Source organism: Pseudomonas fluorescens (genome assembly GCF_902497745.1).
In the GTDB taxonomy this organism is placed as follows: domain Bacteria; phylum Pseudomonadota; class Gammaproteobacteria; order Pseudomonadales; family Pseudomonadaceae; genus Aquipseudomonas; species Aquipseudomonas fluorescens_BM.
The window spans coordinates 33,338-56,132 of the sequence record NZ_CABVHJ010000014.1 but is presented as its reverse complement, the minus strand read 5'-3'; the positions used below and the strand labels follow the sequence as shown (position 1 = coordinate 56,132).

The window sequence follows — 22,795 nt, the reverse complement described above, 5'->3', positions numbered from 1 at the left end:
TGCGATTTTTTGTGGTGACTAAAAATAACAAATCAGTCACTGGTTGACCCTATGTGTCGCAAAAGTTGTTGAGGTACACTCCGGCTCAACGAAAACACCATTCCACGAATCACCGTTTAGATCTTGCGAGGTTTGCCATGGCTGACTACAAAGCGCCGCTGCGCGATATGCGCTTCGTCCTCAATGAAGTGTTCGAAGTCGCCAAACTCTGGGCCGAACTGCCGGCGCTGGCCGAGACCGTCGACGCCGAAACCGTTGAAGCCATTCTCGAAGAGGCCGGCAAGGTCACCAGCAAAAGCATCGCGCCACTGAGCCGTGCCGCTGACGAAGAAGGCTGCCACTGGGCCGACGGTGCCGTCACCACTCCAGCCGGTTTCCCACAGGCTTATCAGACTTACGCTGAAGGCGGCTGGGTCGGCGTTGGCGGTGATCCCGAGTACGGCGGCATGGGCATGCCCAAAGCCGTGTCGGCGCAGGTCGAAGAAATGGTCAACTCCGCCAGCCTGTCCTTCGGTCTGTACCCGATGCTGACCGCAGGCGCTTGCTTGTCGATCAATGCCCACGCCAGCGAAGAGCTGAAAGCCGCTTACCTGCCGAACATGTACGCCGGCGTCTGGGCCGGTTCGATGTGCCTGACCGAGCCGCACGCCGGCACCGACCTGGGGATCATTCGTACCAAGGCCGAGCCTCAGGCCGACGGTTCCTATAAGGTCAGCGGCACCAAGATCTTCATCACCGGTGGCGAACACGACCTCACCGAAAACATCATCCACCTGGTGCTGGCCAAACTGCCAGATGCCCCGGCGGGCCCGAAGGGCATTTCGCTGTTCCTGGTGCCGAAGTTCATGGTCAACGCCGACGGCAGCCTGGGTGCGCGCAACCCGGCGAACTGCGGTTCGATTGAACACAAAATGGGCATCCAGGCCTCCGCGACCTGCGTGATGAACTTCGACGAAGCCGTGGGATATCTGGTCGGCGAGCCGAACAAAGGCCTGGCCGCGATGTTCACCATGATGAACTACGAGCGTCTGGGTGTCGGTATTCAAGGCCTGGCGACCGGCGAGCGTTCGTACCAAAACGCTGTCGAATACGCCCGCGACCGTCTGCAAAGCCGTTCGCCGACTGGCGCGCAGAACAAAGACAAAGTCGCTGACCCGATCATCGTCCACCCGGACGTGCGGCGCATGCTGCTGACCATGAAAGCCTCGAACGAAGGTGGACGCGCGTTCTCCACCTATGTGGCGATGCAACTCGACACCGCCAAGTTCAGCGAAGACGCTGCGACCCGCAAGCGTGCGGAAGACTTGGTCGCTCTGCTGACGCCAGTGGCCAAAGCGTTCCTTACCGATCTGGGTCTGGAAACCACCGTGCACGGCCAGCAGATTTTCGGCGGCCACGGCTACATCCGCGAGTGGGGCCAGGAGCAACTGGTACGCGACGTGCGCATCACCCAGATCTACGAAGGCACCAACGGCATTCAGGCGCTGGACCTGGTCGGGCGCAAGATCGTCGGCAGCGGCGGCGCGTTCTACAAACTGTTCGCTGACGAGATCCGCCACTTCACCGCCACCGCGAGCGCCGATCTGGGCGAATTCACCAAACCGCTGAACGATGCCGTCGGCACCCTCGACGAGTTGACCTCGTGGTTGCTGGATCGGGCGAAAACCAACCCGAACGAAATAGGCGCGGCCTCGGTCGAATATCTGCAAGCGTTTGGATACGTTTCCTACGCCTACATGTGGGCATTGATGGCCAAAGCCTCACTGGGCAAAGAAGCGCAGGACGATTTCTATGCCAGCAAACTGGGCACCGCGCGCTTCTACTTCGCCCGTCTGCTACCGCGTATTCACTCATTGAGCGCTTCGGTGAAAGCCGGTAGCGAGTCGCTGTTCCTGCTGGATGCCGTGCAATTCTGATGCGATAACGTCATGTAAGCATTCTCTTACATGACGTGCTGCTGTTCTCCCATATGCGTAGATTGGATCCACGGCTAATCTACATTTCATGGACGTCGCGCAGGAAGCGCAAAGCAACAACACGGACACGTAGGATTCTGCCAGGGTGGCGGAGTGAAATGGATGTCAGGGAAACAGTCTGCAAAGCCCCGCTTCGGCGGGGTTTTCTTTTGCCTGCAGAAAAGTAGTCAGGCCAACGGATCCCGCGACGGTTTCACCTCGCGCTCCATCACTTCCTCCAGCAATGTCTGCAACAGCGCCAAAGGCGCCTGCTGGCGCTGCACATCACGACAGACCAAACCCACTTTCAGCGGCACCCGTGGTTCGCTCAGCGGTTTCCACAACAGATCCTGATCGTCGTATTCCTTCTGCGACCGCCCGGGCAGCACCGTCGCCAGTTTGGTGTGCGGCAGACTGTCGAGAATCCCCACCATATTGTTCAGCTCGGCCTGCACTTGCGGACGTCGTCCGAGGGCGGTCAGTTGCGCCTGCCAGATCTGGCGGATCTGGAATTCTTCGCCCAACAGCAACATGGGCAGTTCGGCGGCCTGGCGCATCGAGACTTTCTTGAATTCACGCAACGGATGATCCGCCGGGATCACCAGCGTCAGTTCATCTTCGTAGAGCATCACGCCATGCAGCCCCGGTTGGCGCGGCGGTAGATAACTGATGCCAATGTCCAATGAACCGTTGAGCAGTCGTCGCTCGATCTCAAGTCCGGTCAATTCGTAAATTTGCACCACCAGATGCGGCTGCGCCTTGCGCACCCGTTCGAGCATTTGCGGCACCAGACTGGTGTGAACCGTTTGCAGCACGCCAATCGCCAGCGTGCGCAAGGCCTGGCCCTTGAAGTTGCCCAGTGCCTCGCGCGCCCGTTGCAAGCCATCAAGCAATGGCAAGGCATGGTTGTACAGCGTGTGCGCGGCGAGAGTTGGCAGCAGGCGTTTGCTGCTGCGTTCGAACAGAGTGACGTCGAGGTTTTGCTCGAGCTGACGGATCTGCTGCGACAGTGCCGGTTGCGAGATCGACAGGCGTTCAGCGGCGCGGCCAACATGGCCTTCTTCGTAGACCGCGACGAAATAACGCAGTTGTTTAAAATCCATAAGTAATGCTTATCGAAAATGCTGGGAAATCGAAATGGCCCGCAGGCGTCAGTGCGCCTAGTCTAACCGCATTCACAAGGCTTACAGGGCCAGAAAGCGCGATGAATAGCGTTCGCTTCGACAGTGTTTGCATAGGCAGTTCAAAACACCTGAAACGAGGTGTTTTTCAATGAATCTGTTCAGTTTGCGGCGTCAGACGCCGAGTCTTGATGACCTCGCCTTCCAGGCCAATCCTGCTGAAAGCAGCGAAAATCTTAGCGCTGAAAGGCTGATGCCCAGCGTCGAACGGCCGCAACAGGTGTTCGTCCGGGGTAAGGGTTCGTGGTTGTGGGACAGCAATGACCGTGCGTACCTCGATTTTTCCCAGGCCGGTGGTGCCAACAGCCTTGGTCACAGCCCGTCGGCGCTGGTCAAAGCTATTGCCAGTCAAGCCCAGGCGCTGATCAATCCCGGTTTCAATCTGCATAATCGCGGCATGCTCAGCCTTGCCGAGCGTCTGTGCGCCGCTACCTCCAGCGATCAGGCCTACCTGCTCAACAGCGGCAGCGAAGCCTGTGAAGCAGCGATCAAACTCGCGCGCAAGTGGGGCCAACTGCATCGTGGCGGCGCGTCGAGGATTATTGTTGCGAAGCAGGGTTGTCATGGCCGTAGTCTGGCGACGATTTCCGCCTCCGACAGCTGCAACCTGCACAACCGTTTTGCGCCACTGCTGCCGGGTTTTGATCTGGTGCCGTTCAACGACTTGCCGGCGTTGCACGCGGCGGTTGATGCGCAGACCGTGGCGATCATGCTTGAGCCGATCCAGAGCGACGCCGGCGTTGTGCCGGCGACCGAGCATTACCTCAAAGGTGTCGAACGACTGTGCCGCGAATTGGGCATTCTGCTGATTCTCGACGAAGTACAGACCGGCATCGGTCGCTGCGGCACCTTGCTCGCCGAACAATCCTACGGCGTGCGCGCCGATATCGTTGTGCTCGGCAAAGGGCTTGGCGGCGGTGTGCCGTTGGCGGCGCTGCTGGCGCGGGGCAAGGCCTGCTGTTTCGAGGCCGGCGAACTCGGCGGCACGCATCACGGCAATGCATTGATGACGGCGGCCGGTCTGGTCGTGCTCGACAGCGTGCACGACCGCAGCTTCCTCCAGCAGGTCAACGATAACGGTCAGCACCTGCGTGAAGGTCTGGCCCGATTGGCCCACCGCTATGACCACGGCGAACTGCGCGGTCAAGGTCTGTTCTACGGACTGACCCTGTCAGACGATTCCGCCGAGGCCGTGGTCCACGCCGCCCTTCATGAAGGCTTGCTGCTCAACGCCCCGCAAGCCAACTGCCTGCGCTTCACCCCGGCACTCACCGTGAGCAAAACCAATATCGACGAAATGCTCCTGCGCCTGGCCCGCGCCTTCTCGCGAGTGCGCACCGCGCAACTGCATTGCCGCAAAGGGATTGCCGTCTGAACTGAAGTTTCCCACCCGATTCCAAGAACCGTCTCGCGGTATAACGCACGCCCCACGCCTGATTCTTTTGGCGTGGGGCGTTTTTTTTGAGGTGGTGGCGATCAAATGGCCGTTGCACTGAACCCTGACGAACGGCGCGGGTCGATTAGCTTGTATGGCTCATGTGAGCCAACCCCCATTCAGGAGCTGACCCATGGACTTCATTCGCATCATCATCGCCATTCTGTTGCCGCCACTGGGTGTGTTTCTGCAGGTCGGGTTTGGCGGGGCGTTCTGGTTGAACATTCTGCTGACGTTGTGCGGGTATATCCCGGGGATCGTGCATGCGGTGTATATCATCGCCAAGCGCTGAGTCCGGCGGCGCCAAGTAGATAGCTTTCGCGAGCAGGCTCGCTCCCACAGGGGATGTGTGAACAACACAGATTCAATGTGGGAGCGAGCCTGCTCGCGAATGGGGCCGCGCGATTTCAACGGGGGCGCGCTGATCAGTCCGCCAATCCCATCACCCGCCGATAGAACTTCCATTCCTGTTCCAGCGCATGCGCCTGATTGGCCGCACGGCGGAAGCCGTGGCGTTCGTCGAGGTAGTAATGCGCTTCGACTGGGATGCCGTTTCTCTCAAGTGCCGTAACCATGTCGCGGGTTTGTTGCGGGACTACGACAGCGTCCAGTTCACCCTGAAAAAAGATTACCGGCACTCCAATATTGCTCGCGTGCAGCAACGGTGTGCGGGCCGCGTAGCGTTCGGCGTCTTGCTCGGGATCGCCGATCAGCCAGTCCAGATAATCACCCTCGAATTTGTGCGTTGCCCGAGCCAACGCCACCGGGTCGCTAACGCCGTACAAACTCGCTCCGGCGCGGAAGACGTGTTTGAACGCCAGCGCGCATAAAGTGGTGTAGCCGCCTGCGCTGCCACCTCGAATGAATGCGCGTTCACCGTCGATCAAGCCCTGTTCGGCGAGATAACTCACCACCGCACAAGCATCCTCGACATCCACCTCGCCCCAGCTCAGATGCAGTGCCTGTCGATATTCCCGGCCATAACCGCTGCTGCCGCGATAGTTGAGATCGGCGACTGCAAAGCCGCGTTGCGTCCAGTACTGGATTCGCGGATCAAGCATCGGGTAGCAGGCTGATGTCGGGCCGCCATGGATGAATACCACCAGCGGCGGTTTTGTCTCGCCGCTCATGGCCGGATAAAAGAAACCGTGGGCTTCACCTGTACCGCTTGGGTAGCGCAGGGTTTGCGGACGGCTGATACGCTCAGCGGGCAGGGGAGCAACACCACCGGCCAGCACTTTCACTTCGCGGCTGGTTCGATCAATAGCGATGACCGCCGAAGGGCTGATCGGCGAGGCGGCGATGCAGTAGATGTTCTGTGCATCCAGCGCCAAATGGCGGAAGCGGCTGTAGTCCCCCGTGTAATCTTCATCGCCAAGCGTCAGGCGCCCAAAACCACCTTCGCTCCAACTGGCTAAAAAGGAATCTCCAACAGGGAACCAAGTGCAGCCGCCGAGTTGCCACGGTGCCGGCGCATGATCGGCCTGCGCAGCGAGCAGTGGTTTCAAGCCATCGCTAGTTTCAACCCACGGCTGCCAGAAACCACCCCGATCAGTCAGGCAGTACAAACGACCTTCGGCATCGAATCGCGGTTGTTGAATCGACTCCTCAACCTGGTCTCCCGCCACGCAACGGGGCGCAGAAAAATCACCGTCAGCCACCATCAATCGTGTTGAAGTCCAAGGCTGATGAGGCCGGCTCCACTCGATCCACGCCAAACGCTGACCATCCGGGCTGAGGGTAGGTGCCGCGTAGAAATCCGCACCTTCGGCCAGCACACGTCGCGCGCCATCCGCCAAATCAATCGCCACCAGTCGATGCTGATCGTGCTGTTCTTCTACCGCCAGCACCTGGTCGAGAGCGCAATGCAGATCGCCGTAACGACAATCGCCCGACGTCAGCGCCTCTGGCGAACCATCCAGCGTCTGCCGATACAACTGCTGATCCGCCTCAGCAACGAAAACCACCCCATCCGGCGTCAGACAAAACGCGCCACCGCCATATTCGTACACGCGACTGCGCACGCTGAAGCCGTTCGGTGTCAGACATTTCGCCACGCCTTCGCGCCAATGCCAGATCCGGCACGCGGCATCTTCCGGGCGGTATTCATTCCAGAACAGCCCATTGGCGCCGAGCTGCAACTCGGCGAAGTCCATGCCGGCAGCGACGGCTTGCGAGGCGCTGAAAGGCTCAGCCCTTGGCGATGAGGCGCGAGTTTCGTTCATTGCGGAAGGCCAATTGTTCGATGGTCTGGGTGGCGGTCTTGGCTTCTTCGCGAGCCTTGAGGATCACGCCGTGATGTTCGGATTTGCTGCACACCGGGTCGGCATTGCTCGCATCGCCGGTGAGCATGAACGCCTGGCAGCGGCAGCCGCCGAAGTCCTTTTCTTTCTCGTCGCAGGAGCGGCACGGATCGGGCATCCAGTCGTAACCGCGAAAGCGGTTGAAGCCGAACGAGTCGTACCAGATGTGCTGCATGCTGTGATCGCGCACATTAGGAAATTGTACCGGCAGCTGCCGGGCACCATGACAGGGCAGGGCGGTGCCGTCCGGCGTGACCGTCAGAAAGATGCTGCCCCAGCCGTTCATGCAGGCTTTCGGGCGTTCTTCGTAGTAATCCGGAGTGACGAAAATCAGCTTGCACGGATGCCCTTCGGCTTCCAGTTTTGCGCGGTATTCGTTAGTGATACGTTCGGCACGCACCAGTTGTTCTTTGGTCGGCAACAGGCCGACACGATTGAGTTGCGCCCAACCGTAGAACTGGCAGGTGGCGAGCTCGACGAAGTCGGCTTCCAGCGCAATGCACAGCTCGATGATGCGGTCGATCTTGTCTATGTTGTGCCGATGGGTGACGAAGTTCAGCACCATCGGATAGCCGTGGGCCTTCACTGCGCGAGCCATTTCCAATTTCTGCGCGAAGGCTTTTTTCGAACCGGCGAGCAGGTTGTTCACTTGCTCGTCACTGGCCTGAAAACTGATCTGAATGTGATCCAGTCCGGCCTTTTTGAAGTCGCTGATTTTCTGCTCGGTCAGACCGATGCCCGAGGTGATCAGGTTGGTGTAGAAACCCAACTGCCGCGCTTCATGAATCAGCTCGGCGAGATCCTGACGCACCAGCGGTTCGCCACCGGAAAAGCCCAGTTGCGCCGCGCCCATCTCCCGCGCTTCGCGGAAGACCTTGATCCACTGCTCGGTGCTCAGCTCTTTGCCCTGCTCGGCGAAATCCAGCGGATTGGAGCAGTACGGGCATTGTAGCGGGCAGCGGTAGGTCAGCTCGGCGAGCAGCCACAGCGGCAGGCCGACTTCAGGCTTGGGCGGCAGATCAGGCAAGTTCGATCCAGTGCTGCGCACGGGCAACCTCCATGAATTGCTCGATGTCGTCACCGAGCTCGGGCACGCCGGGGAACTGCTCATCGAGTTTGGCGATGATTGCCGCAACATCGCGCTCACCGTCGATCAAACCACCGATCAATGCGGCGCTGTCGTTGAGCTTGATCATGCCTTCCGGGTAGAGCAGCACATGACCTTTTTGTGCCGGTTCGTACTGGAAACGGTAGCCGGGACGCCAGGTCGGGACTTTGCTGCGGTCGAAACTCATAAGGTGATTCCTTTATGCCAGACCCGTTGTTCGGTGACGCTGTGATACGGCGGGCGGTTCAGTTCGTAGGCCATGCTCATGGCATCGAGCATGCTCCAAAGAATGTCCAGTTTGAACTGGAGAATTTCCAGCATGCGCTCCTGGCCTTCGCGAGTCTTGTAGTGCTCCAGCGTGATCGCCAGACCATGCTCGACATCGCGCCGCGCCTGACCGAGGCGGGTGCGGAAGTATTCGTAACCGGCCGGGTCGATCCACGGGTAATGCTGCGGCCAGCTGTCGAGGCGCGACTGGTGAATCTGCGGCGCGAACAGTTCGGTCAACGAGCTGCTGGCGGCTTCCTGCCAACTGGCGCGACGGGCAAAGTTGACGTAGGCATCGACGGCGAAACGCACGCCGGGCAGCACCAGTTCCTGCGAGCGCAGTTGATCCGGATCGAGACCGACCGCTTGACCGAGACGCAGCCAGGCTTCGATGCCGCCGTCTTCGCCGGGAGCACCGTCGTGGTCGAGCAGGCGCTGAATCCACTCACGGCGGATTTCGCGGTCCGGGCAGTTGGCGAGGATCGCCGCGTCTTTCAGGGGAATGTTCACCTGATAGTAGAAGCGGTTGGCGACCCAGCCCTGGATCTGCTCGCGGGTGGCGCGGCCTTCATACATCGCCACGTGATAGGGGTGGTAGATGTGGTAGTAGGCGCCTTTGGCGCGCAGGGCCGCTTCGAATTCGGCGGGTGACATTGCGGTGTCGGTCATTGCGGTTCTCCGGGGAACAACCGTTGGAATCCTGGGTGTCTATTCGGACGCCTTCGCGAGCAAGCTCGCTCCCACAGGGTTTGTGTACGCCACAGATCCCGTGTGGGAGCGAGCTTGCTCGCGAAGAGGCCGGTCGCTACAACACAATACTCATGCCATCGAACGCCACTTCAACATTACGCCGCGCCAGTTCGGCACGCTCCGGCGAATCCTCATCGAGAATCGGATTGGTGTTGTTGATGTGGATAAGCACCTTGCGCTGCTCCGGCAACCGCTCCAGCACTTCGAGCATTCCGCCAGGCCCGTTCTGCGCCAAATGACCCATCTCACGACCGGTACGGGTGCCGACGCCACGGCGCTGCATTTCATCGTCATCCCACATCGTGCCGTCGACCAGCAGGCAATCACTGCCGGCCATGATTTCCAGCAACGGCGCATCGACCTTGCCCAGACCCGGCGCGTAGAACAATTTACCGCCGGTGTTCAGGTCTTCAACGATCAAACCAATGTTGTCGCCCGGGTGTGGATCGAAGCGGTGCGGCGAGTACGGTGGCGCGGCGCTGCGCAACGGCAGCGGGGTGAAACGCAGGTTCGGGCACGCGGCCACGGTGAAGCTCTGGTCGAGTTCGATGCGGTTCCAGTCCAGCCCGCCGTTCCAGTGGGTGAGCATCTTGAACAGCGGAAAACCGGTACTGAGGTCTTCGTGAACCATGTCCGTGCACCAGACCTGGTGCGGGCAACCTTCGCGCAGGCTGAGCAGGCCGGTGGTGTGGTCGATCTGGCTGTCCATCAGGATGATCGCGCTGATGCCGGTGTCACGCAGGGCGCGGCCCGGTTGCATCGGGGCGAAGCTTTGCAACTGCGCGCGGATGTCCGGCGAGGCATTGCACAACACCCAGTTCACGCCGTCATCGGAAATCGCGATGGACGATTGGGTGCGGGCCTTGGCATTCAGGCTGCCGTCGCGAAAGCCTGCGCAATTGACGCAGTTGCAGTTCCACTGCGGAAAACCGCCGCCAGCGGCCGAACCCAGAATCTGGACGAACATGAACACTCCATCATTTCAACGCGGAAAATAAAACGCCCCGGCGAGCCGAGGCGTTGCACTGCAATTCTACGTGAGCAGAACTCAGCGGCTGGCGAAGTACATGGTGACTTCGAAGCCGATACGCAGGTCGGTGTAAGCAGGTTTTGTCCAGGACATGGGTGTCTCCTTCAGGGTGGGTGGGATAGCGCTGTCCATAGGTATAGTCCACGGCAGCGCAAAGATGTTCCAAATAGTTAGGCTGCTATGTTACTCAAAATTTCACAGTATTTGCCCGTGAATCTTTGAGAAAGCTCCTTGCAGCCTCGGTAATGATCAATTTGCCGCTTGCCATGGGGTTTCGGGGGCTGGATCGCTGGCAAGGCAGAGCCAGCCGCCTTCGGCGTTGATCAAGCGCTGTGTAGCGCTGAGCAGTGCCTGGCGATCCAGCTGGCCGATGGCAGCGATCAGTTGCTCAAGATAATCCGACGAGTGGCCCGTGAGCCTGGCCTGCCAGAGCAATTCGGCTGCGTCTTTGCCGGCCAGCGTGGCGCCGTCGAATTGATCGGTGAGGTTTTGCCGGTGTTGGCTGAGGCTGGCGTCATCAAGCTGTTCGATCAGCGCGGGAATGCCCTTGAGAAACTGTTGAATGTGTTCAAGCAACTCCGCAGGTTTGGCATTTGGCGATTGCACGCCGAACAGCAGACTGGTTTGACCCTGGATCTGCCGCAGCGCACTGAACACGGCGTAGCCCAATTGCAGTTCGATGCGCAAACGCTGATAGAACGGTGTCTGGCACAGTTGCGCGAGCATTCGCCACGCCGCCTCGTCTGCGATGTCACGGCTGGCGGTTGGGCAATGCAGCAGCAAGGCATGTTCGCTGGATGCGGTATCGATGTGGCGCCAGTGCTTTTGCGCGAAGGTCACTGTTGGCGCACGCAACTGATTGTCCGGTATCCCGGGTATGCGGCTCAGGGCCAGGCCCATGGCGGATTGCGTTGGTTGGTTGAGGCCCAGTGCGAGGCCGTCCCAGCGTGAAGTTGTCCACAGGTGTTTGGCGTCATCGCCGGTTTTTGCTGGTTGCAGAACCTGTTCCGGCAGTGCTTTAAGCAGTTGGCGGATGGCGACAAGCGGCGTTTCCGGCTCGCTGCGCGGGGAATCCGCATCAACTTGCGTCAGACATTTCAGCGCGTGCTCGAGGACGCTGGGCATCGGCTCTTGCAGGCCGGTGAGCTTCAGCAGCCATTGATTGCCAGTGGCGCTAAAAGACAAATCGACCCCGGCCTCACGCGCATCTTGCAGAATGAGCCGAAGACTGCGTTGCAACCTTGAGAGCAGATCCGCGCTGGCTGCCGCTTCCACCTGCCAACGCAGGTAGATCGCGCCTTCATCGCCGCTGTCCGGCAAAGCCTGGCTGAACTGCATCGGCGAGCGTTCGCGGCGTCCGCGCGAGCGATCCTGAGCAAATGTACGCAGGCCTCGGTGGGCGCTGGTCTGGCCGCGAATCAGCCCGGCATTGGCCAAAGGTTCACTGGCGCGCAGAAATGGATTGGCGGCAGGCCGGTGCCAGTGAGCACTGAAGTTATCCACAGTGCCGATTTCGCGGAGTATCTGTGTAAGTGCTTCAACGCCGGCATCGGACAGGCCGTTTTCCAGCTGCTCACTGTCGAGCCGTGCCAGTTGCAGTGCGCCGCTCACTTGCTGCCGACGTTGAAGCAGGGCTGCGTATTCTTTGTGCAGTGACGTCCAATCCTGCTGAGCGAAGAAGCTCAACCAATCGAGCAGTTGTTCGCGAATGGCAACTAGCGATTCGGTGGGAACGGTGAATTCCAGGTGCAGCAACGCTTGTCCGGCAAAGTGATAAACCGGCGCCGCGTTTAATCCATTCGCCAGTTTTTGCTGCTGCAAATGCGCGAGCAATCCGCCGGGCTTGGCGCTGTTCAACCAATGGCAAAGAAACGCCAAAGCCTCGGTGGACGATTCAGGCAGGGCATCGAAGGCAAACATCAGATTGGCGCACTGCTCATCGACCTGTTGATAACTTTTTACCGCCAGCGGCAGGGGCGCAGGCTGCATAACTTTATCCCCAGCCGGTAACGCCGCCGCGAATTGCTCCGCCAGCAATTTCAATTCTTCAAGGCTCTGTGGCCCGATCAGGCTCAAGGCCATCTGCCCGGTCTGATAAAACTGTTGGTGGAAATCTTTCAACGCCTGCTGAAATGCCGGATCTTCAACCTTCAGGCTATCCCGGTTACCCGCGTGAAACCCGCGCAGTGGATGGTCTGCTGGTAAACCTTCATACAACGCAAATTGCCGCTGTGCCGCGGGATCCTGCGACCAAGCGACAAATTCCGCCTGCAACACTTCGCGTTCGCGCAACTGATCGTCCAGATTCATACGCGGTCTGGCGAGCATGTCTGACAGACGCTCCAAACCACCGCTGAATACTCGGGTCGGCAACTCAAAGAAAAAGTCTGTTGTGCGTTCGCGCGTGCTGGCATTCACTTGCCCACCGTGACCTTGCACGTAGGCCATCAGCCCTTCGCCCGTGGGAAACCGCTCGGTGCCGAGGAACAGCAAATGCTCAAGAAAATGCGCCAGCCCCGGCCACGCCAATGGCACGTCATGGCTACCAGCGGCCACGCGCAAAGCAGCCGCGCAGCGCTTCAGGTCAGGCATATGACGCAGGGTCACGCGCAAGCCGTTGGCCAGGGTTTCAGTGTGGGGGCGGGGGTGGGTCGGCGCAGGCATGGGCACTTCCAGAACAGTGAAGTGCCAATGCTAGCGGATTAGCGCTGGTTGAGCGCGCCGTAAAGCTCCGGGCGGCGATCGCTGAGGTAGCGATTGGCGGCGCGGGAGTCGAGCATCAACTGCCGATCGAGTTCGCCGATGATCAGCGCTTCGTCGAGTCCGGCCTGGGCGATGCGGCTGCCATCCGGCGCGGCGATGCTGCTTTGCCCGCAATAGTGGATCTCGCCTTCGCTGCCGCAATAGTTGGCGTAGGCCACGTAGCACTGGTTTTCGAAGGCGCGCGAACGCACGGTGACGTCGGCGACGAAATCGAACGGAATCATGTTCGCCGTCGGCACCAGAATCAGCTCGGCGCCGGCGAGTGCCAGACGCCGGGTATTCTCCGGAAACTCCAAGTCGTAGCAAATCAGGAAACCGAGCTTCCAGCCGTTGAGTTCGACGATCGGAAAATCATCGTCGCCGGCGCTGAACATCGAGCGATCCAGATCACCGAACAGATGCGTCTTGCGGTAATTGCACAGGCGCTCGCCGTGCGAATCGATCAACTGCACAGCGTTGTAGATCTGCCCGTCGGCGGTGCGCTCCGGATAGCCGTAAGCAATCGCCAGACCCGCAGCCTTGGCGATTCGCCCGATCTGCTGCGCCCATTCACCGTTGTAGACCTCGGCCAAGGTGCTGACCGCTTCGGCGCCGATGTTGTAGCCAGTCATGAACATCTCCGGCAGCACCAGCAGGTCGGCGCCCTTGGCCTCCATCGCCAGTTGATGCAGGCGTTGCAGGTTGGCGGCGGGGTCCAGGGGCAGCGGTGGACATTGGTAAAGGGCTACACGCATCAGGGATTCCTCTTACTCGGGCAGGGCGATAGGGCCGATGTCTTTGAACACATCACCCGGGCCCGGGTTCGTTTTATGTGTCGCGCCGCCAAAATGCTTCATGATCCCCCAAACCGCGTTGAGCGAAGTCTGCACCGCGCCTTCAACCCATGCCGGCGTCCACGACACGTCGTCGCCGGCGATGAAAATCCCGCGCTGCTCGGCGGGCATGTCGTCCTGCATGAAGTGCGCGTACATGCGCTGGTTGTAACGGTAGTGGCCGGGCAGCGCGCCCTTGAATGCACCGAGGAAGTACGGGTCAGCTTCCCACGACACGGTGATCGGATCGCCGATGATCCGCGCAGCGATGTCGACTTTAGGGTAGATCTTTTTCAATGCATTCAACGCCAGCTCAACGCGCTTTTCCACCGGATGCGGAAGCATCTTCAAAGCATCGCTCATCCACGAATAGGAAAGGCAGATCACGCCCGGCTTGTCGTCGCCGTTATCGAACAGATAGGTGCCACGGGTCAGGCGATCGGTGAGGGTCATGCTCATCAGGTCGCGGCCGGTTTCCGGATCCTTGTCCTTCCAGAACGGCCGGTCGACCATCACGAATGTCTTCGACGACTGCATGTAGCGCGTGCGGTCGAGGGCCATCCACATCTTCTGCGAGAACAGGGTTTCGTCGCATTCAATCTGCGTGGTCAGCAGCCAGCTCTGGCACGTGGTCAGCACGGCGGCGTATTCGCGGGTGTCGCCGTTGTTGTCGGTGACTGTGAAACGGCCATCTGGCGCGTGGGCGATTTTCTTCACGCCGGAACGCGGTGCGCCACGGTGCAGGGATTTCAGGCTGGTGCCTTCAGGCCAGTGCACGCAGCGTTCCGGCGCATGGCGCCAGATGCCTTGTGGAACCTGTTCGACGCCGCCGACCACCAGGTGCTGGTGATCGTCACAGTTGGTCATCACCACGCGGAAGATTTCCAGCATCGAATTGGGGAAGTCGGAATCCCAGCCGCCGGTGCCGAAACCGACCTGCCCGAACACTTCGCGGTGATGGAACGACAGCTTGGCGAAGGCCTCGGAGGTGGCGACGAAGTCGTAGAACGTGCGGTCGTCCCACAGCGGCACCAAGGTATTCCACAGCTCTTTGAGGCGCGGCACATCGCGGTCGCGAATGGCTTGCTGGATATCGGCGAACTGCGAGCCGGCTTCCAGGGCATCGGCCCAGGCGTCAGCCACTTCCTGGAACAGTGCAGGAAGATCCGCCAGTTTCTGTGCGTAATGGGTTTTGCCTTCCAGATCGATCACCGTGCTGCCGGAGGCCGGCGTCAGCGGGTTCGGGAATGGTTTGGTCTCAAGGCCGAGCTTGTCGACGTAGTGATAGAACGCCGTGGAGGACACCGGAAAACGCATGCCGCCCAGTTCCGCGACGATGCCGTCCGTGCCGTTGAACGCCTGCGAGCGCAGACGACCACCGAGTTTCGAGGCCTCGTAAACCACGGGTTTCAGACCGAGCTTCATCAGCTCGTAAGCGGCCACCAGACCGGCGATGCCGGCGCCGACGATCGCCACTTCGGCCCCGTGATTGTGCTCAGGAATAGTGCCGAGACCGGCCGGGTGTTCGATCCAGTCGTCGAACGCGAACGGAAAGTCCGGGCCGAAAATGGTGACTGGTTTCTTACCGTCTGCAGGATGGCGATTGTTCTTGTTCATGGCTGACCTTGCTGGCGACCCGACGCGGGATGCGCGTCTGAGTATAGGAAAAGATGCCAGCCATTCTATGGAGCGTGGAACACGTTAATAAGACGCAAAGTGTCGTCGTTTTGCCAGATTATCGATCAATGTGACGAGTGTAGACTACACACCGACCAGAATGTGGAAGCGAGCCCGTTCGCGAAGAGGCTCTGAAATTCACCCGAGAAGCTCGATCAAAACCTTAAACCGGCTGCCCGCGATCAATCTTGCTACTCAAAATAATCGAGGTCGTCGTCTTCTCCACCCCATCCACCCCGCCAATCTGATCGAGCAACTGATCCAGTTGCTCCGGCGAATCCGTACGCAACCACGCCACATAATCAAACTCGCCACTCACCGCACACAGCTGCTGCACCTGCGCCATCGCACTCAACCGGCGCACCACGTCCTTGCCGGAACGCGGCTGCACCTTGATCCCGACGTAGGCTTGCAAGCCACCATCGACCACGCGTTGACCCAAGCGCACGCCATACCCGGTGATCACTTTGGCTTTTTCCAGGCGCGCCAGTCGCGACGTCACGGTGGTGCGGGCAATGCCCAATTGCCGGGCGAGCATCGCCACACTTTCGCGAGCGTTGATCTGTAGGGCTGCGATTAGCTGACGGTCGATTTCGTCGAGTACGGGGGGGCGGATATCGGGCAAGAGAAGGCTCCATGATTGGGGGAGTTGCGAATGTTACAGGCACTATCAGCGACACGCTTGCAAGCGATGTTTGAACGCTTCACCCAGGCTTCGACGTTATCGTTGCGTTGCAACAATTCATCGGATATTTGATTTGACTTGCCTGGCCTCTTTATCAAGAATGCCAGCAAGAGCGCGAAATCTGCTGCCTTGCAGGGTATTAGCGGACGTAGGTACCTCAGCGATGCTGCAACATCGGTGTAAGGTGAGACCTCTTCATCCTATTTCCTGAGGATGTAAATATCAGGATTCAAACATCAAGGGCAGCCAAATGGCTGCCCTTTTTTTTGACTTCAAGAATGTACCGCTTGTACAAAAGATCGCCTTGGCGGTGTTTGTTCATCGCTCTTGCCGGAGCGTGCATGAAGTTCCAGAGAACGTGTCCGTTTCGCACATCGACTACGACAAGCATGTCATTTTTTGCCTCATAGGCATTGATGAATACCATTCGGTGTCCGCCGTTATCGTAGAGGACTTTCCATACTTCGAAAGGGCCTTTTAGCGTATCGATGGCGTGTTGAACATAACGTTCTCGGGAGTCTGGGCGTTTCTCGACGATGTGGGCCAGTTTGTCGCGCATGACTGCGACGTTTCCAATGGGTGCGAGAATAGTAACGGCCAATACGGACTCGTCGATGAAGCCGAAGTGATCGAAGAGGATTTTGAGGGCGCCCTCTGTGTCTTCAGCCCTTTTCACCTCTTCGATTGCGGCTGATCGAAGTTCTCTCGACAACGTTCTCAGATCGGGTAACGCGAGATCGATCCAGGTTTGTTGGTTGGCCGCCTCCTTTATCAATGGCGCTGTATTCACCAGCATGAAAACAATCCTGAACGAGCGGTGGCGTCCGGAGATTACTCGTCTGGAGAAAAGGTCAACAAGACACAGGAGGCAGAGAAAACATAGCTTCGGAACATTCCTACAGACCTTGCGGTTGTATTCCTAATAATGTGCTCGCCAAGACTGGAACCCCGATCACTCGCCCATGAAAAAGCCGCGCATTTAGCGCGGCTTTTTCAGGTTTGGTGGGCCCACACGGACTTGAACCGTGGACCAAAGGATTATGAGTCCTCTGCTCTAACCAACTGAGCTATAGGCCCTCAGTAGGTCGCGGATTATAGCGACGGTTTCTCGGCTGTGCTATCCGAATAATCCGATACGGTTACACGAAGAAACGTTGCCGCGAATTCTTCCGGCGGTAGCGGTAGGCTGACGATGTAGCCCTGGATCTGTTCGCAGCCCTCGACGGCGAGAAATTGTTGTTGTGCCTGGGTTTCCACGCCCTCGGCGATGACCGTGAATTGCATGCTCCGTCCCAGCGCGATGATGGCCCGGACAATGGCCGCGTCGTGGGGGTCGTCGGGCAATCCGCGGACAAACGACTGGTCGATTTTGAGGATGTCCAGCGGCAGGCGCTTGAGGTAACTGAGCGAGGAATATCCGGTACCGAAATCATCGATCGCCAGTTGTACCCCGAGGTGTTTGAGTTGGTGCAACACGGCCAGCGCCTCTTCGGCCTGACTCATGATGAAATTCTCGGTAATTTCCAGTTGCAGTAAATCCGGCTGGAGGTGGTTGTCGTTGAGCAGTTGTTCGATGCGCCCGAGCAGATTCGGTTGACGCAGTTGCGCGCCGGCGAGGTTCACCGAGAGCGGGCCGAGGCTATCGTAGACCTGATTCCACTCGAACATTTGCCGGCACGCAGTCTCAAGCACCCAGTCACCGATCTGCAGGATCATGCCGTTCTCTTCGGCCAGCGGAATGAAGTGCTCTGGCGGTACGTCGCCGAAAGTCGGGTGCCGCCAGCGAATCAGCGCCTCTGCACCGACCAGGCGATGATCGTCGAGGCTGATTTTCGGCTGGTAGTAGAGGAATAGCTCGTCACGTTCGATGGCCCGGCGCAGTTCGTGTTCCAGCGCGATGCGTTCGCTGGCCTGGGCAGTGAGGTCGCGGGTGTAGCTCTCGACGCGGTTGCGGCCCTTGGCCTTGGAACGGTACATGGCCGCGTCGGCGTTTTTCACCAGTGTGGCGACGTCGCAACCGTCCCGTGGATAAAGGCTGGTGCCGATGCTGGCGCTGATGAAGAACTCATGCTCACCAGCCTGGAACGGCGCACCGAAACAATTGAGCAGTTTGGTGGCGATGTTGTCCGCGTCGCTGGCCTGTTGCAGGCCGGGCAGCAGGATGATGAATTCGTCACCGCCCAGACGCGCCACGGTATCGATGTCTCGCAATTGCTCTTTCAGGCGTACGGCGATGCCCTTGAGCAGCAGGTCGCCGACCGGGTGGCCTAGGCTGTCGTTGATGTGTTTGAAGCGATCGAGATCGAGAAACAGCACGGCGCCCTGACCGCCGTTTTCCTGCTGACTGTTCAGTGCCATCAACAAGCGGTTTTCGAACAGTGTGCGGTTCGGCAGGCCGGTGAGCGGGTCGTGGTGCGCCTGATAGTCGAGTTTGGCTTGGGCATGTTTGAGGCTGGAGATATCGGCAAACACCGCGACAAAGTGAGTAATGAACTTGTCGCGATTGCGCACAGCACTGATGGTCAGCCAGCTCGGGTACAACTCGCCGTTCTTGCGCCGGTTGGAGATCTCGCCTTGCCAGTGACCTTCGTCGGTCAACTGGTGCCACATTGCCGCGTAAAAGGCGCTGTCGTGCAGGCCGGAGGCGAGCAGGCGCGGCGTATGCCCGAGCGCTTCGCTTTCGCTGTAACCGGTAATCTCGGTAAAGGCACGGTTGACCGCGCTGATGTGCTGTTGAGTGTCAGTGATCAACACGCCCTCAGCGGTGCTTTCGAACACGGTGGCGGCCTGCTGCAGTTTTTCCTGCATCAGATGACGTTCGGTGATATCGCGGGCGATGGTCAGCATGCAGTCTTCTTCACCGATCGGCAGCGGACGGCTGGACACTTCGCAGAGGCGAATCTGCCCGTCGCTGCGGCGGATGTGGCAGGTGAAGTCACGCACAAAGCCGTCGCGATGCAACAGGTCGAGCATCTGTTTGCGTTCATTTAGGTTGACCCAGATCCCCAGATCCAGCGCCGAACGATCCACCGACATGGCGCTATTGAAACCGGTAATACGACTGAAACCTTCGTTGACTTCCAGCAGCAAGCCATCGCTCTGGCGCGATAACAACAAACCGTCCGGTGAGGCATGGAAGGCTTTGGCGAACTTCTCCTCGGATGTCTGCAGTTGCTGCTGGGTTTCCTTGAGCTGGGTGATATCACGCACAACGACCACCAACGCTGGAGTGGTATCCAGATCAAACGGCTCGGCGGAGATCAGGCCGGTGAACAACTGGCCGTTATTGCGGCGAAAGGGCATCTCCAGATTGCGAATACTGCCCGCCTGCAAACGCTGCAGCAGCCCCGGACCGACGCCGGGAATGCCCCAGATATTGAGATCGGTCGCCGTTTGCCCCAGCACTTCCTCGGCTTTCAGTCCGATCTGTTCTTCAAACGCTTCGTTGACTTCCAGCAGGCAGCCATCGGAGAGCCGTGCAATCACCAGAATGTCCGGGCATTGCTGGAAGACCGAGGCGAATTTCTGTTCCGAAAGCCGCAGCGCCTCTTCAGTGCGCTTGATTTCGCTGATGTCGATCATCAAACCGCGCATCACCGGTTCATGGCCGTGTTCGATCAGGCTGACGATGTCGCGCACCCACAAACAGCGGCCGTCAGCGGTGATGACACGATAATCGACGATGTGATCGCGACCCTCGCGCAGGGCTTCTTTGCAGTAACTTTGCGTGCGAGTCAGATCGGCCGGATGAATGATGTTGTGCCAGAAACCGGGGATCAGCCAATGGGATTGTGGGTAGCCGAGCAAGTCTTCGGCGTGGGGCGACACATAGCTGTAGGTGAAGTCGCTCATCCGCGCTTCCCAGGCAATGGCCGACAGACTCTCGACCAGGCCGCGATAGTGGTATTCGCTGCTGCGCAATTCCTGTTCGAGGTCGATGCGTCGGGCGATTTCCGAGCTCAGACGCCGGTTGATGCGGATCACTGCTGCCAGAATCGTTACCAGCAGCAACAGCCCTGGTAAGCCGTAGACCAGCAGGTCCGACCAGAATGTCCGGTGATCAAGGACGTTGCCGACCCAATGCTCCTGAATGCTGCTGATTTCATCCGGGCTCATGTCGGCCAGCACTTTGTCGAGAATCCCAACCAGTACCTTGTTGTCACGGGGCACGGCCATCGCCAGTTGGTAGCGATAAGGGGTTTCGCCGCTGACATACAAACCGTCGAGCTTGAGCTGACGCAGGCTCCAGACACTGGAAGCGAGGTCGCCGACAACGGCGTCCACTTCGTCGGTCGCCAGCGCTTGCAATGCCGAACTGACATTCGGCATAGCCACCAGATTCAGATCAGGGTGGTGGGTGCGCAGCATTTCGTGGGGCGCATAGTTTTCCACCACGGCGATCTTCAAACCGTACAGGTCGTCGAGTTTGCGCGGTTGCGCGCCGCCGATGTGGGCGAGGATGACAATCGGGAAATCAAGATAGGGGCGGGTAAATGACAGGTAGGTCTGGCGTTCGGGGGTGGACATGATCCCGGGCAGCAGGTCGATCTTGCCCGATTTGACCTGTTCCAGCACCACCGTCCAGCTCACTGGCTCGATGGGGGTCAACTTGATCGCCAGGCGTTGGCGAATCACATCGATATAGTCCGCCGCCAGGCCCTGATAACGGTTCTGGTCATCGCGAAACTCAAAGGGCGGCCACGACGCATCGACACCCAGGCGCAAGTCCGGGTGAGCCGCCAGCCAGCTACGTTCTTCATCGGTCAGAGTCAGCGCGTCAGCCGTTGCGGTCCAGATCATCAGTGACAGCAAAAAAAGCACGGACGCCAATCTGGGCATAACGCTCTCGTTATGGCTCGGGGATGATTGTTTCGAGTGTAGACGGGGTACGCGGGGGAGGGGCGTTGCGAAGGATTTAATCTGCCATATAAACAAAACCCCCGGCCTGGGCCGGGGGTTCTGGTATCACTCGTCGAGGAAGGAGCGCAGATGCTCGCTTCGCGTCGGGTGGCGCAGCTTGCGCAGCGCCTTGGCTTCGATCTGACGGATCCGCTCACGCGTTACGTCAAACTGTTTGCCCACTTCTTCGAGTGTGTGGTCGGTGTTCATGTCGATACCGAAACGCATGCGCAGTACTTTGGCTTCACGGGCAGTAAGGCCGGACAGTACTTCGCGAGTCGCTTCTTTGAGGCTCTCAACAGTGGCGACATCGATTGGCGACTGCATCGTCGAGTCTTCGATGAAGTCACCCAGATGGGAGTCTTCGTCATCACCGATCGGCGTTTCCATGGAGATCGGCTCTTTAGCGATCTTCAATACCTTGCGGATCTTGTCCTCAGGCATTTCCATGCGTTCGCCCAGCTCTTCCGGGGTCGGTTCGCGACCCATTTCCTGCAACATCTGCCGGGAAATGCGGTTGAGCTTGTTGATCGTCTCGATCATGTGCACCGGAATACGGATGGTGCGGGCCTGGTCGGCGATCGAGCGAGTGATCGCCTGACGGATCCACCAGGTGGCATAAGTCGAGAACTTGTAACCGCGACGGTATTCGAACTTGTCCACCGCTTTCATCAGACCGATGTTGCCTTCCTGGATCAGATCGAGGAATTGCAGGCCGCGGTTGGTGTACTTCTTGGCGATCGAGATCACCAGACGCAAGTTGGCTTCAACCATCTCTTTCTTCGCGCGGCGGGCCTTGGCCTCACCGATCGACATGCGACGGTTGATGTCCTTGATTTCTGCGATGGTCAGACCGGTTTCGGTTTCCAGCGCGATCAGTTTCTGCTGGCAACGAATGATGTCCGGCTGCACGCGACCGATGGCTTCGGCGTACTTGCTTTTGCCTTTGGCCAGGGCGTCGGACCAGCTCTCGTCGACTTCGTTGCTCGGGAACTGACGCAGGAAGTCGGCGCGTGGCATACGTGCATCACGTACACACAGTTGCATGATCGCGCGCTCTTGCTGACGCAGACGATCCAAGGCGCCGCGAACACGCTCGACCAGGCCTTCGAATTGCTTCGGAACCAGTTTGATCGGCATGAACAGCTCGGCCAGTGCGAGCAACTCGGCAATCGCTGCCTTGTTGTTGCGACCGTGCTTTTTCAGCGCCTTGCGAGTGACTTCCATCTGGTCAGCCACGGCGCCAAAGCGCTGTGCAGCGATAACCGGATCCGGCCCGCTTTCGGCTTCTTCTTCGTCATCGGAAGATTCGGCATCATCGTCGTCGGTGTCGTCGTCGGCTTTCGCCACTTTCGCTTCGACCGGCGGCGGCACTTCGGCAGGCGGCGCAATACCGTCGTCCGGGTCGATATAACCGCTCAGGACGTCGGACAGGCGACCACCTTCGGTGGTGACGCGGGTGTACTCGGAGAGAATGTGGTCAACCGTGCCAGGGAAGTGCGCGATTGCGCTCATCACTTCACGGATGCCCTCTTCGATACGCTTGGCGATTTCGATTTCGCCTTCACGAGTCAGAAGCTCGACCGTACCCATTTCACGCATGTACATGCGCACCGGGTCAGTGGTGCGACCGATATCGGTCTCCACCGCTGCCAACGCAGCGGCTGCTTCTTCCGCAGCGGCCTCGTCGGTATCGGCGTCGGCCAACATAAGGGCGTCCGCATCCGGAGCACTCTCGTGTACGGGGATCCCCATGTCGTTAATCATGCGGATGATGTCTTCCACCTGCTCAGGATCTGAAATATCCTCGGGCAGGTGGTCGTTGACCTCGGCGTAAGTCAGATACTTCTGCTCACGACCCAGTTTGATCAACTCAATAATACGAGACTGCTGTTGCGCTTTTCCGGACATAACACCCTATCCACTGAAG

Annotated in this window: 17 protein-coding genes and 1 tRNA gene; 3 read left to right on the top strand and 15 right to left on the bottom strand. The window is 59.0% G+C overall.

Annotation, left to right across the window (positions count from 1 at the left end; genetic code table 11):
* The first annotated feature begins 137 nt into the window (after positions 1-137).
* Complete coding sequence (locus tag F8N44_RS21040) at positions 138-1,916, top strand: acyl-CoA dehydrogenase C-terminal domain-containing protein (RefSeq protein WP_150651660.1); 1,779 nt, start codon at positions 138-140, stop codon at positions 1,914-1,916.
* Positions 1,917-2,143: 227 nt separating this feature from the next.
* Here F8N44_RS21040 and F8N44_RS21035 read toward each other — a convergent pair whose 3' ends face one another.
* Positions 2,144-3,058, bottom strand: coding sequence for a LysR family transcriptional regulator (locus F8N44_RS21035; protein ID WP_150651659.1), 915 nt, complete (start codon positions 3,056-3,058; stop codon positions 2,144-2,146).
* 169 nt (positions 3,059-3,227) lie between these two features.
* Between F8N44_RS21035 and F8N44_RS21030 the strand changes: the two genes are divergently transcribed.
* The gene (locus tag F8N44_RS21030; protein WP_150651658.1) at positions 3,228-4,511 is read left to right on the top strand and encodes an aspartate aminotransferase family protein; all 1,284 of its coding nucleotides are present in this window, start codon (positions 3,228-3,230) and stop codon (positions 4,509-4,511) included.
* Between the two features lie 193 nt (positions 4,512-4,704).
* The gene (locus tag F8N44_RS21025) at positions 4,705-4,863 is read left to right on the top strand and encodes a YqaE/Pmp3 family membrane protein (protein WP_003228885.1); all 159 of its coding nucleotides are present in this window, start codon (positions 4,705-4,707) and stop codon (positions 4,861-4,863) included.
* A 133-nt stretch (positions 4,864-4,996) separates the two neighbouring features.
* Here F8N44_RS21025 and F8N44_RS21020 read toward each other — a convergent pair whose 3' ends face one another.
* The 14 genes from F8N44_RS21020 to rpoD form a co-directional block, all read right to left on the bottom strand.
* On the bottom strand, positions 4,997-6,796 hold the full coding sequence (locus tag F8N44_RS21020; protein ID WP_150651657.1) for an alpha/beta hydrolase family protein: 1,800 nt from the start codon (positions 6,794-6,796) through the stop codon (positions 4,997-4,999).
* Complete coding sequence (gene pqqE / locus F8N44_RS21015; protein ID WP_412071534.1) at positions 6,762-7,901, bottom strand: pyrroloquinoline quinone biosynthesis protein PqqE; 1,140 nt, start codon at positions 7,899-7,901, stop codon at positions 6,762-6,764. The genes F8N44_RS21020 and pqqE overlap by 35 nt, the downstream gene beginning before the upstream one ends.
* Complete coding sequence (gene pqqD / locus F8N44_RS21010; RefSeq protein ID WP_007910068.1) at positions 7,894-8,169, bottom strand: pyrroloquinoline quinone biosynthesis peptide chaperone PqqD; 276 nt, start codon at positions 8,167-8,169, stop codon at positions 7,894-7,896. The genes pqqE and pqqD overlap by 8 nt, the downstream gene beginning before the upstream one ends.
* Positions 8,166-8,918, bottom strand: coding sequence for a pyrroloquinoline-quinone synthase PqqC (gene pqqC / locus F8N44_RS21005; RefSeq protein WP_150651655.1), 753 nt, complete (start codon positions 8,916-8,918; stop codon positions 8,166-8,168). Before pqqC ends, pqqD begins: the two co-directional genes overlap by 4 nt.
* Positions 8,919-9,054: 136 nt before the next feature.
* On the bottom strand, positions 9,055-9,966 hold the full coding sequence (gene pqqB, locus F8N44_RS21000) for a pyrroloquinoline quinone biosynthesis protein PqqB (RefSeq protein WP_150651654.1): 912 nt from the start codon (positions 9,964-9,966) through the stop codon (positions 9,055-9,057).
* An 81-nt stretch (positions 9,967-10,047) separates the two neighbouring features.
* Positions 10,048-10,122, bottom strand: coding sequence for a pyrroloquinoline quinone precursor peptide PqqA (gene pqqA, locus F8N44_RS20995; protein WP_003422658.1), 75 nt, complete (start codon positions 10,120-10,122; stop codon positions 10,048-10,050).
* Positions 10,123-10,278: 156 nt separating this feature from the next.
* The gene (gene pqqF / locus F8N44_RS20990) at positions 10,279-12,693 is read right to left on the bottom strand and encodes a pyrroloquinoline quinone biosynthesis protein PqqF (RefSeq protein ID WP_150651653.1); all 2,415 of its coding nucleotides are present in this window, start codon (positions 12,691-12,693) and stop codon (positions 10,279-10,281) included.
* 38 nt (positions 12,694-12,731) lie between these two features.
* A complete protein-coding gene (locus F8N44_RS20985; protein ID WP_150651652.1) occupies positions 12,732-13,526 on the bottom strand; it encodes a carbon-nitrogen hydrolase family protein in 795 nt (264 codons plus the stop codon).
* A 12-nt stretch (positions 13,527-13,538) separates the two neighbouring features.
* Entirely contained in the window at positions 13,539-15,221 is a 1,683-nt protein-coding gene (locus F8N44_RS20980) for a flavin monoamine oxidase family protein (protein WP_150651651.1), read from the bottom strand.
* Between the two features lie 223 nt (positions 15,222-15,444).
* Positions 15,445-15,906 carry an Lrp/AsnC family transcriptional regulator gene (locus F8N44_RS20975; protein WP_150651650.1) on the bottom strand — a complete coding sequence of 154 codons (462 nt, stop codon included), beginning with the start codon at positions 15,904-15,906 and terminating at the stop codon, positions 15,445-15,447.
* A 289-nt stretch (positions 15,907-16,195) separates the two neighbouring features.
* Positions 16,196-16,762 (bottom strand): PBECR2 nuclease fold domain-containing protein, encoded by a 567-nt coding sequence (locus tag F8N44_RS20970; protein ID WP_150651649.1) that lies wholly within the window; start codon positions 16,760-16,762, stop codon positions 16,196-16,198.
* A 204-nt stretch (positions 16,763-16,966) separates the two neighbouring features.
* Positions 16,967-17,043, bottom strand: a tRNA-Ile gene (locus F8N44_RS20965).
* Positions 17,044-17,058: 15 nt separating this feature from the next.
* Complete coding sequence (locus tag F8N44_RS20960; protein ID WP_150651648.1) at positions 17,059-20,805, bottom strand: bifunctional diguanylate cyclase/phosphodiesterase; 3,747 nt, start codon at positions 20,803-20,805, stop codon at positions 17,059-17,061.
* Between the two features lie 126 nt (positions 20,806-20,931).
* Positions 20,932-22,776: an RNA polymerase sigma factor RpoD gene (gene rpoD / locus F8N44_RS20955; RefSeq protein WP_150651647.1), complete on the bottom strand. Its 1,845-nt coding sequence runs from the start codon at positions 22,774-22,776 to the stop codon at positions 20,932-20,934.
* Positions 22,777-22,795: the final 19 nt, after the last annotated feature.

What these genes read in the sequence shown, in the direction of transcription:
- F8N44_RS21040 (WP_150651660.1), top strand. Translation starts at nt 138, where the DNA reads ATGGCTGACTACAAAGCGCCGCTGCGCGATATGCGCTTCGTCCTCAAT.
- F8N44_RS21035 (WP_150651659.1), bottom strand. Translation starts at nt 3,058, where the DNA reads ATGGATTTTAAACAACTGCGTTATTTCGTCGCGGTCTACGAAGAAGGC.
- F8N44_RS21030 (WP_150651658.1), top strand. Translation starts at nt 3,228, where the DNA reads ATGAATCTGTTCAGTTTGCGGCGTCAGACGCCGAGTCTTGATGACCTC.
- F8N44_RS21025 (WP_003228885.1), top strand. Translation starts at nt 4,705, where the DNA reads ATGGACTTCATTCGCATCATCATCGCCATTCTGTTGCCGCCACTGGGT.
- F8N44_RS21020 (WP_150651657.1), bottom strand. Translation starts at nt 6,796, where the DNA reads ATGAACGAAACTCGCGCCTCATCGCCAAGGGCTGAGCCTTTCAGCGCC.
- pqqD (WP_007910068.1), bottom strand. Translation starts at nt 8,169, where the DNA reads ATGAGTTTCGACCGCAGCAAAGTCCCGACCTGGCGTCCCGGCTACCGT.
- pqqC (WP_150651655.1), bottom strand. Translation starts at nt 8,918, where the DNA reads ATGACCGACACCGCAATGTCACCCGCCGAATTCGAAGCGGCCCTGCGC.
- pqqB (WP_150651654.1), bottom strand. Translation starts at nt 9,966, where the DNA reads ATGTTCGTCCAGATTCTGGGTTCGGCCGCTGGCGGCGGTTTTCCGCAG.
- pqqF (WP_150651653.1), bottom strand. Translation starts at nt 12,693, where the DNA reads ATGCCTGCGCCGACCCACCCCCGCCCCCACACTGAAACCCTGGCCAAC.
- F8N44_RS20985 (WP_150651652.1), bottom strand. Translation starts at nt 13,526, where the DNA reads ATGCGTGTAGCCCTTTACCAATGTCCACCGCTGCCCCTGGACCCCGCC.
- F8N44_RS20980 (WP_150651651.1), bottom strand. Translation starts at nt 15,221, where the DNA reads ATGAACAAGAACAATCGCCATCCTGCAGACGGTAAGAAACCAGTCACC.
- F8N44_RS20970 (WP_150651649.1), bottom strand. Translation starts at nt 16,762, where the DNA reads ATGCTGGTGAATACAGCGCCATTGATAAAGGAGGCGGCCAACCAACAA.
- F8N44_RS20960 (WP_150651648.1), bottom strand. Translation starts at nt 20,805, where the DNA reads ATGCCCAGATTGGCGTCCGTGCTTTTTTTGCTGTCACTGATGATCTGG.
- rpoD (WP_150651647.1), bottom strand. Translation starts at nt 22,776, where the DNA reads ATGTCCGGAAAAGCGCAACAGCAGTCTCGTATTATTGAGTTGATCAAA.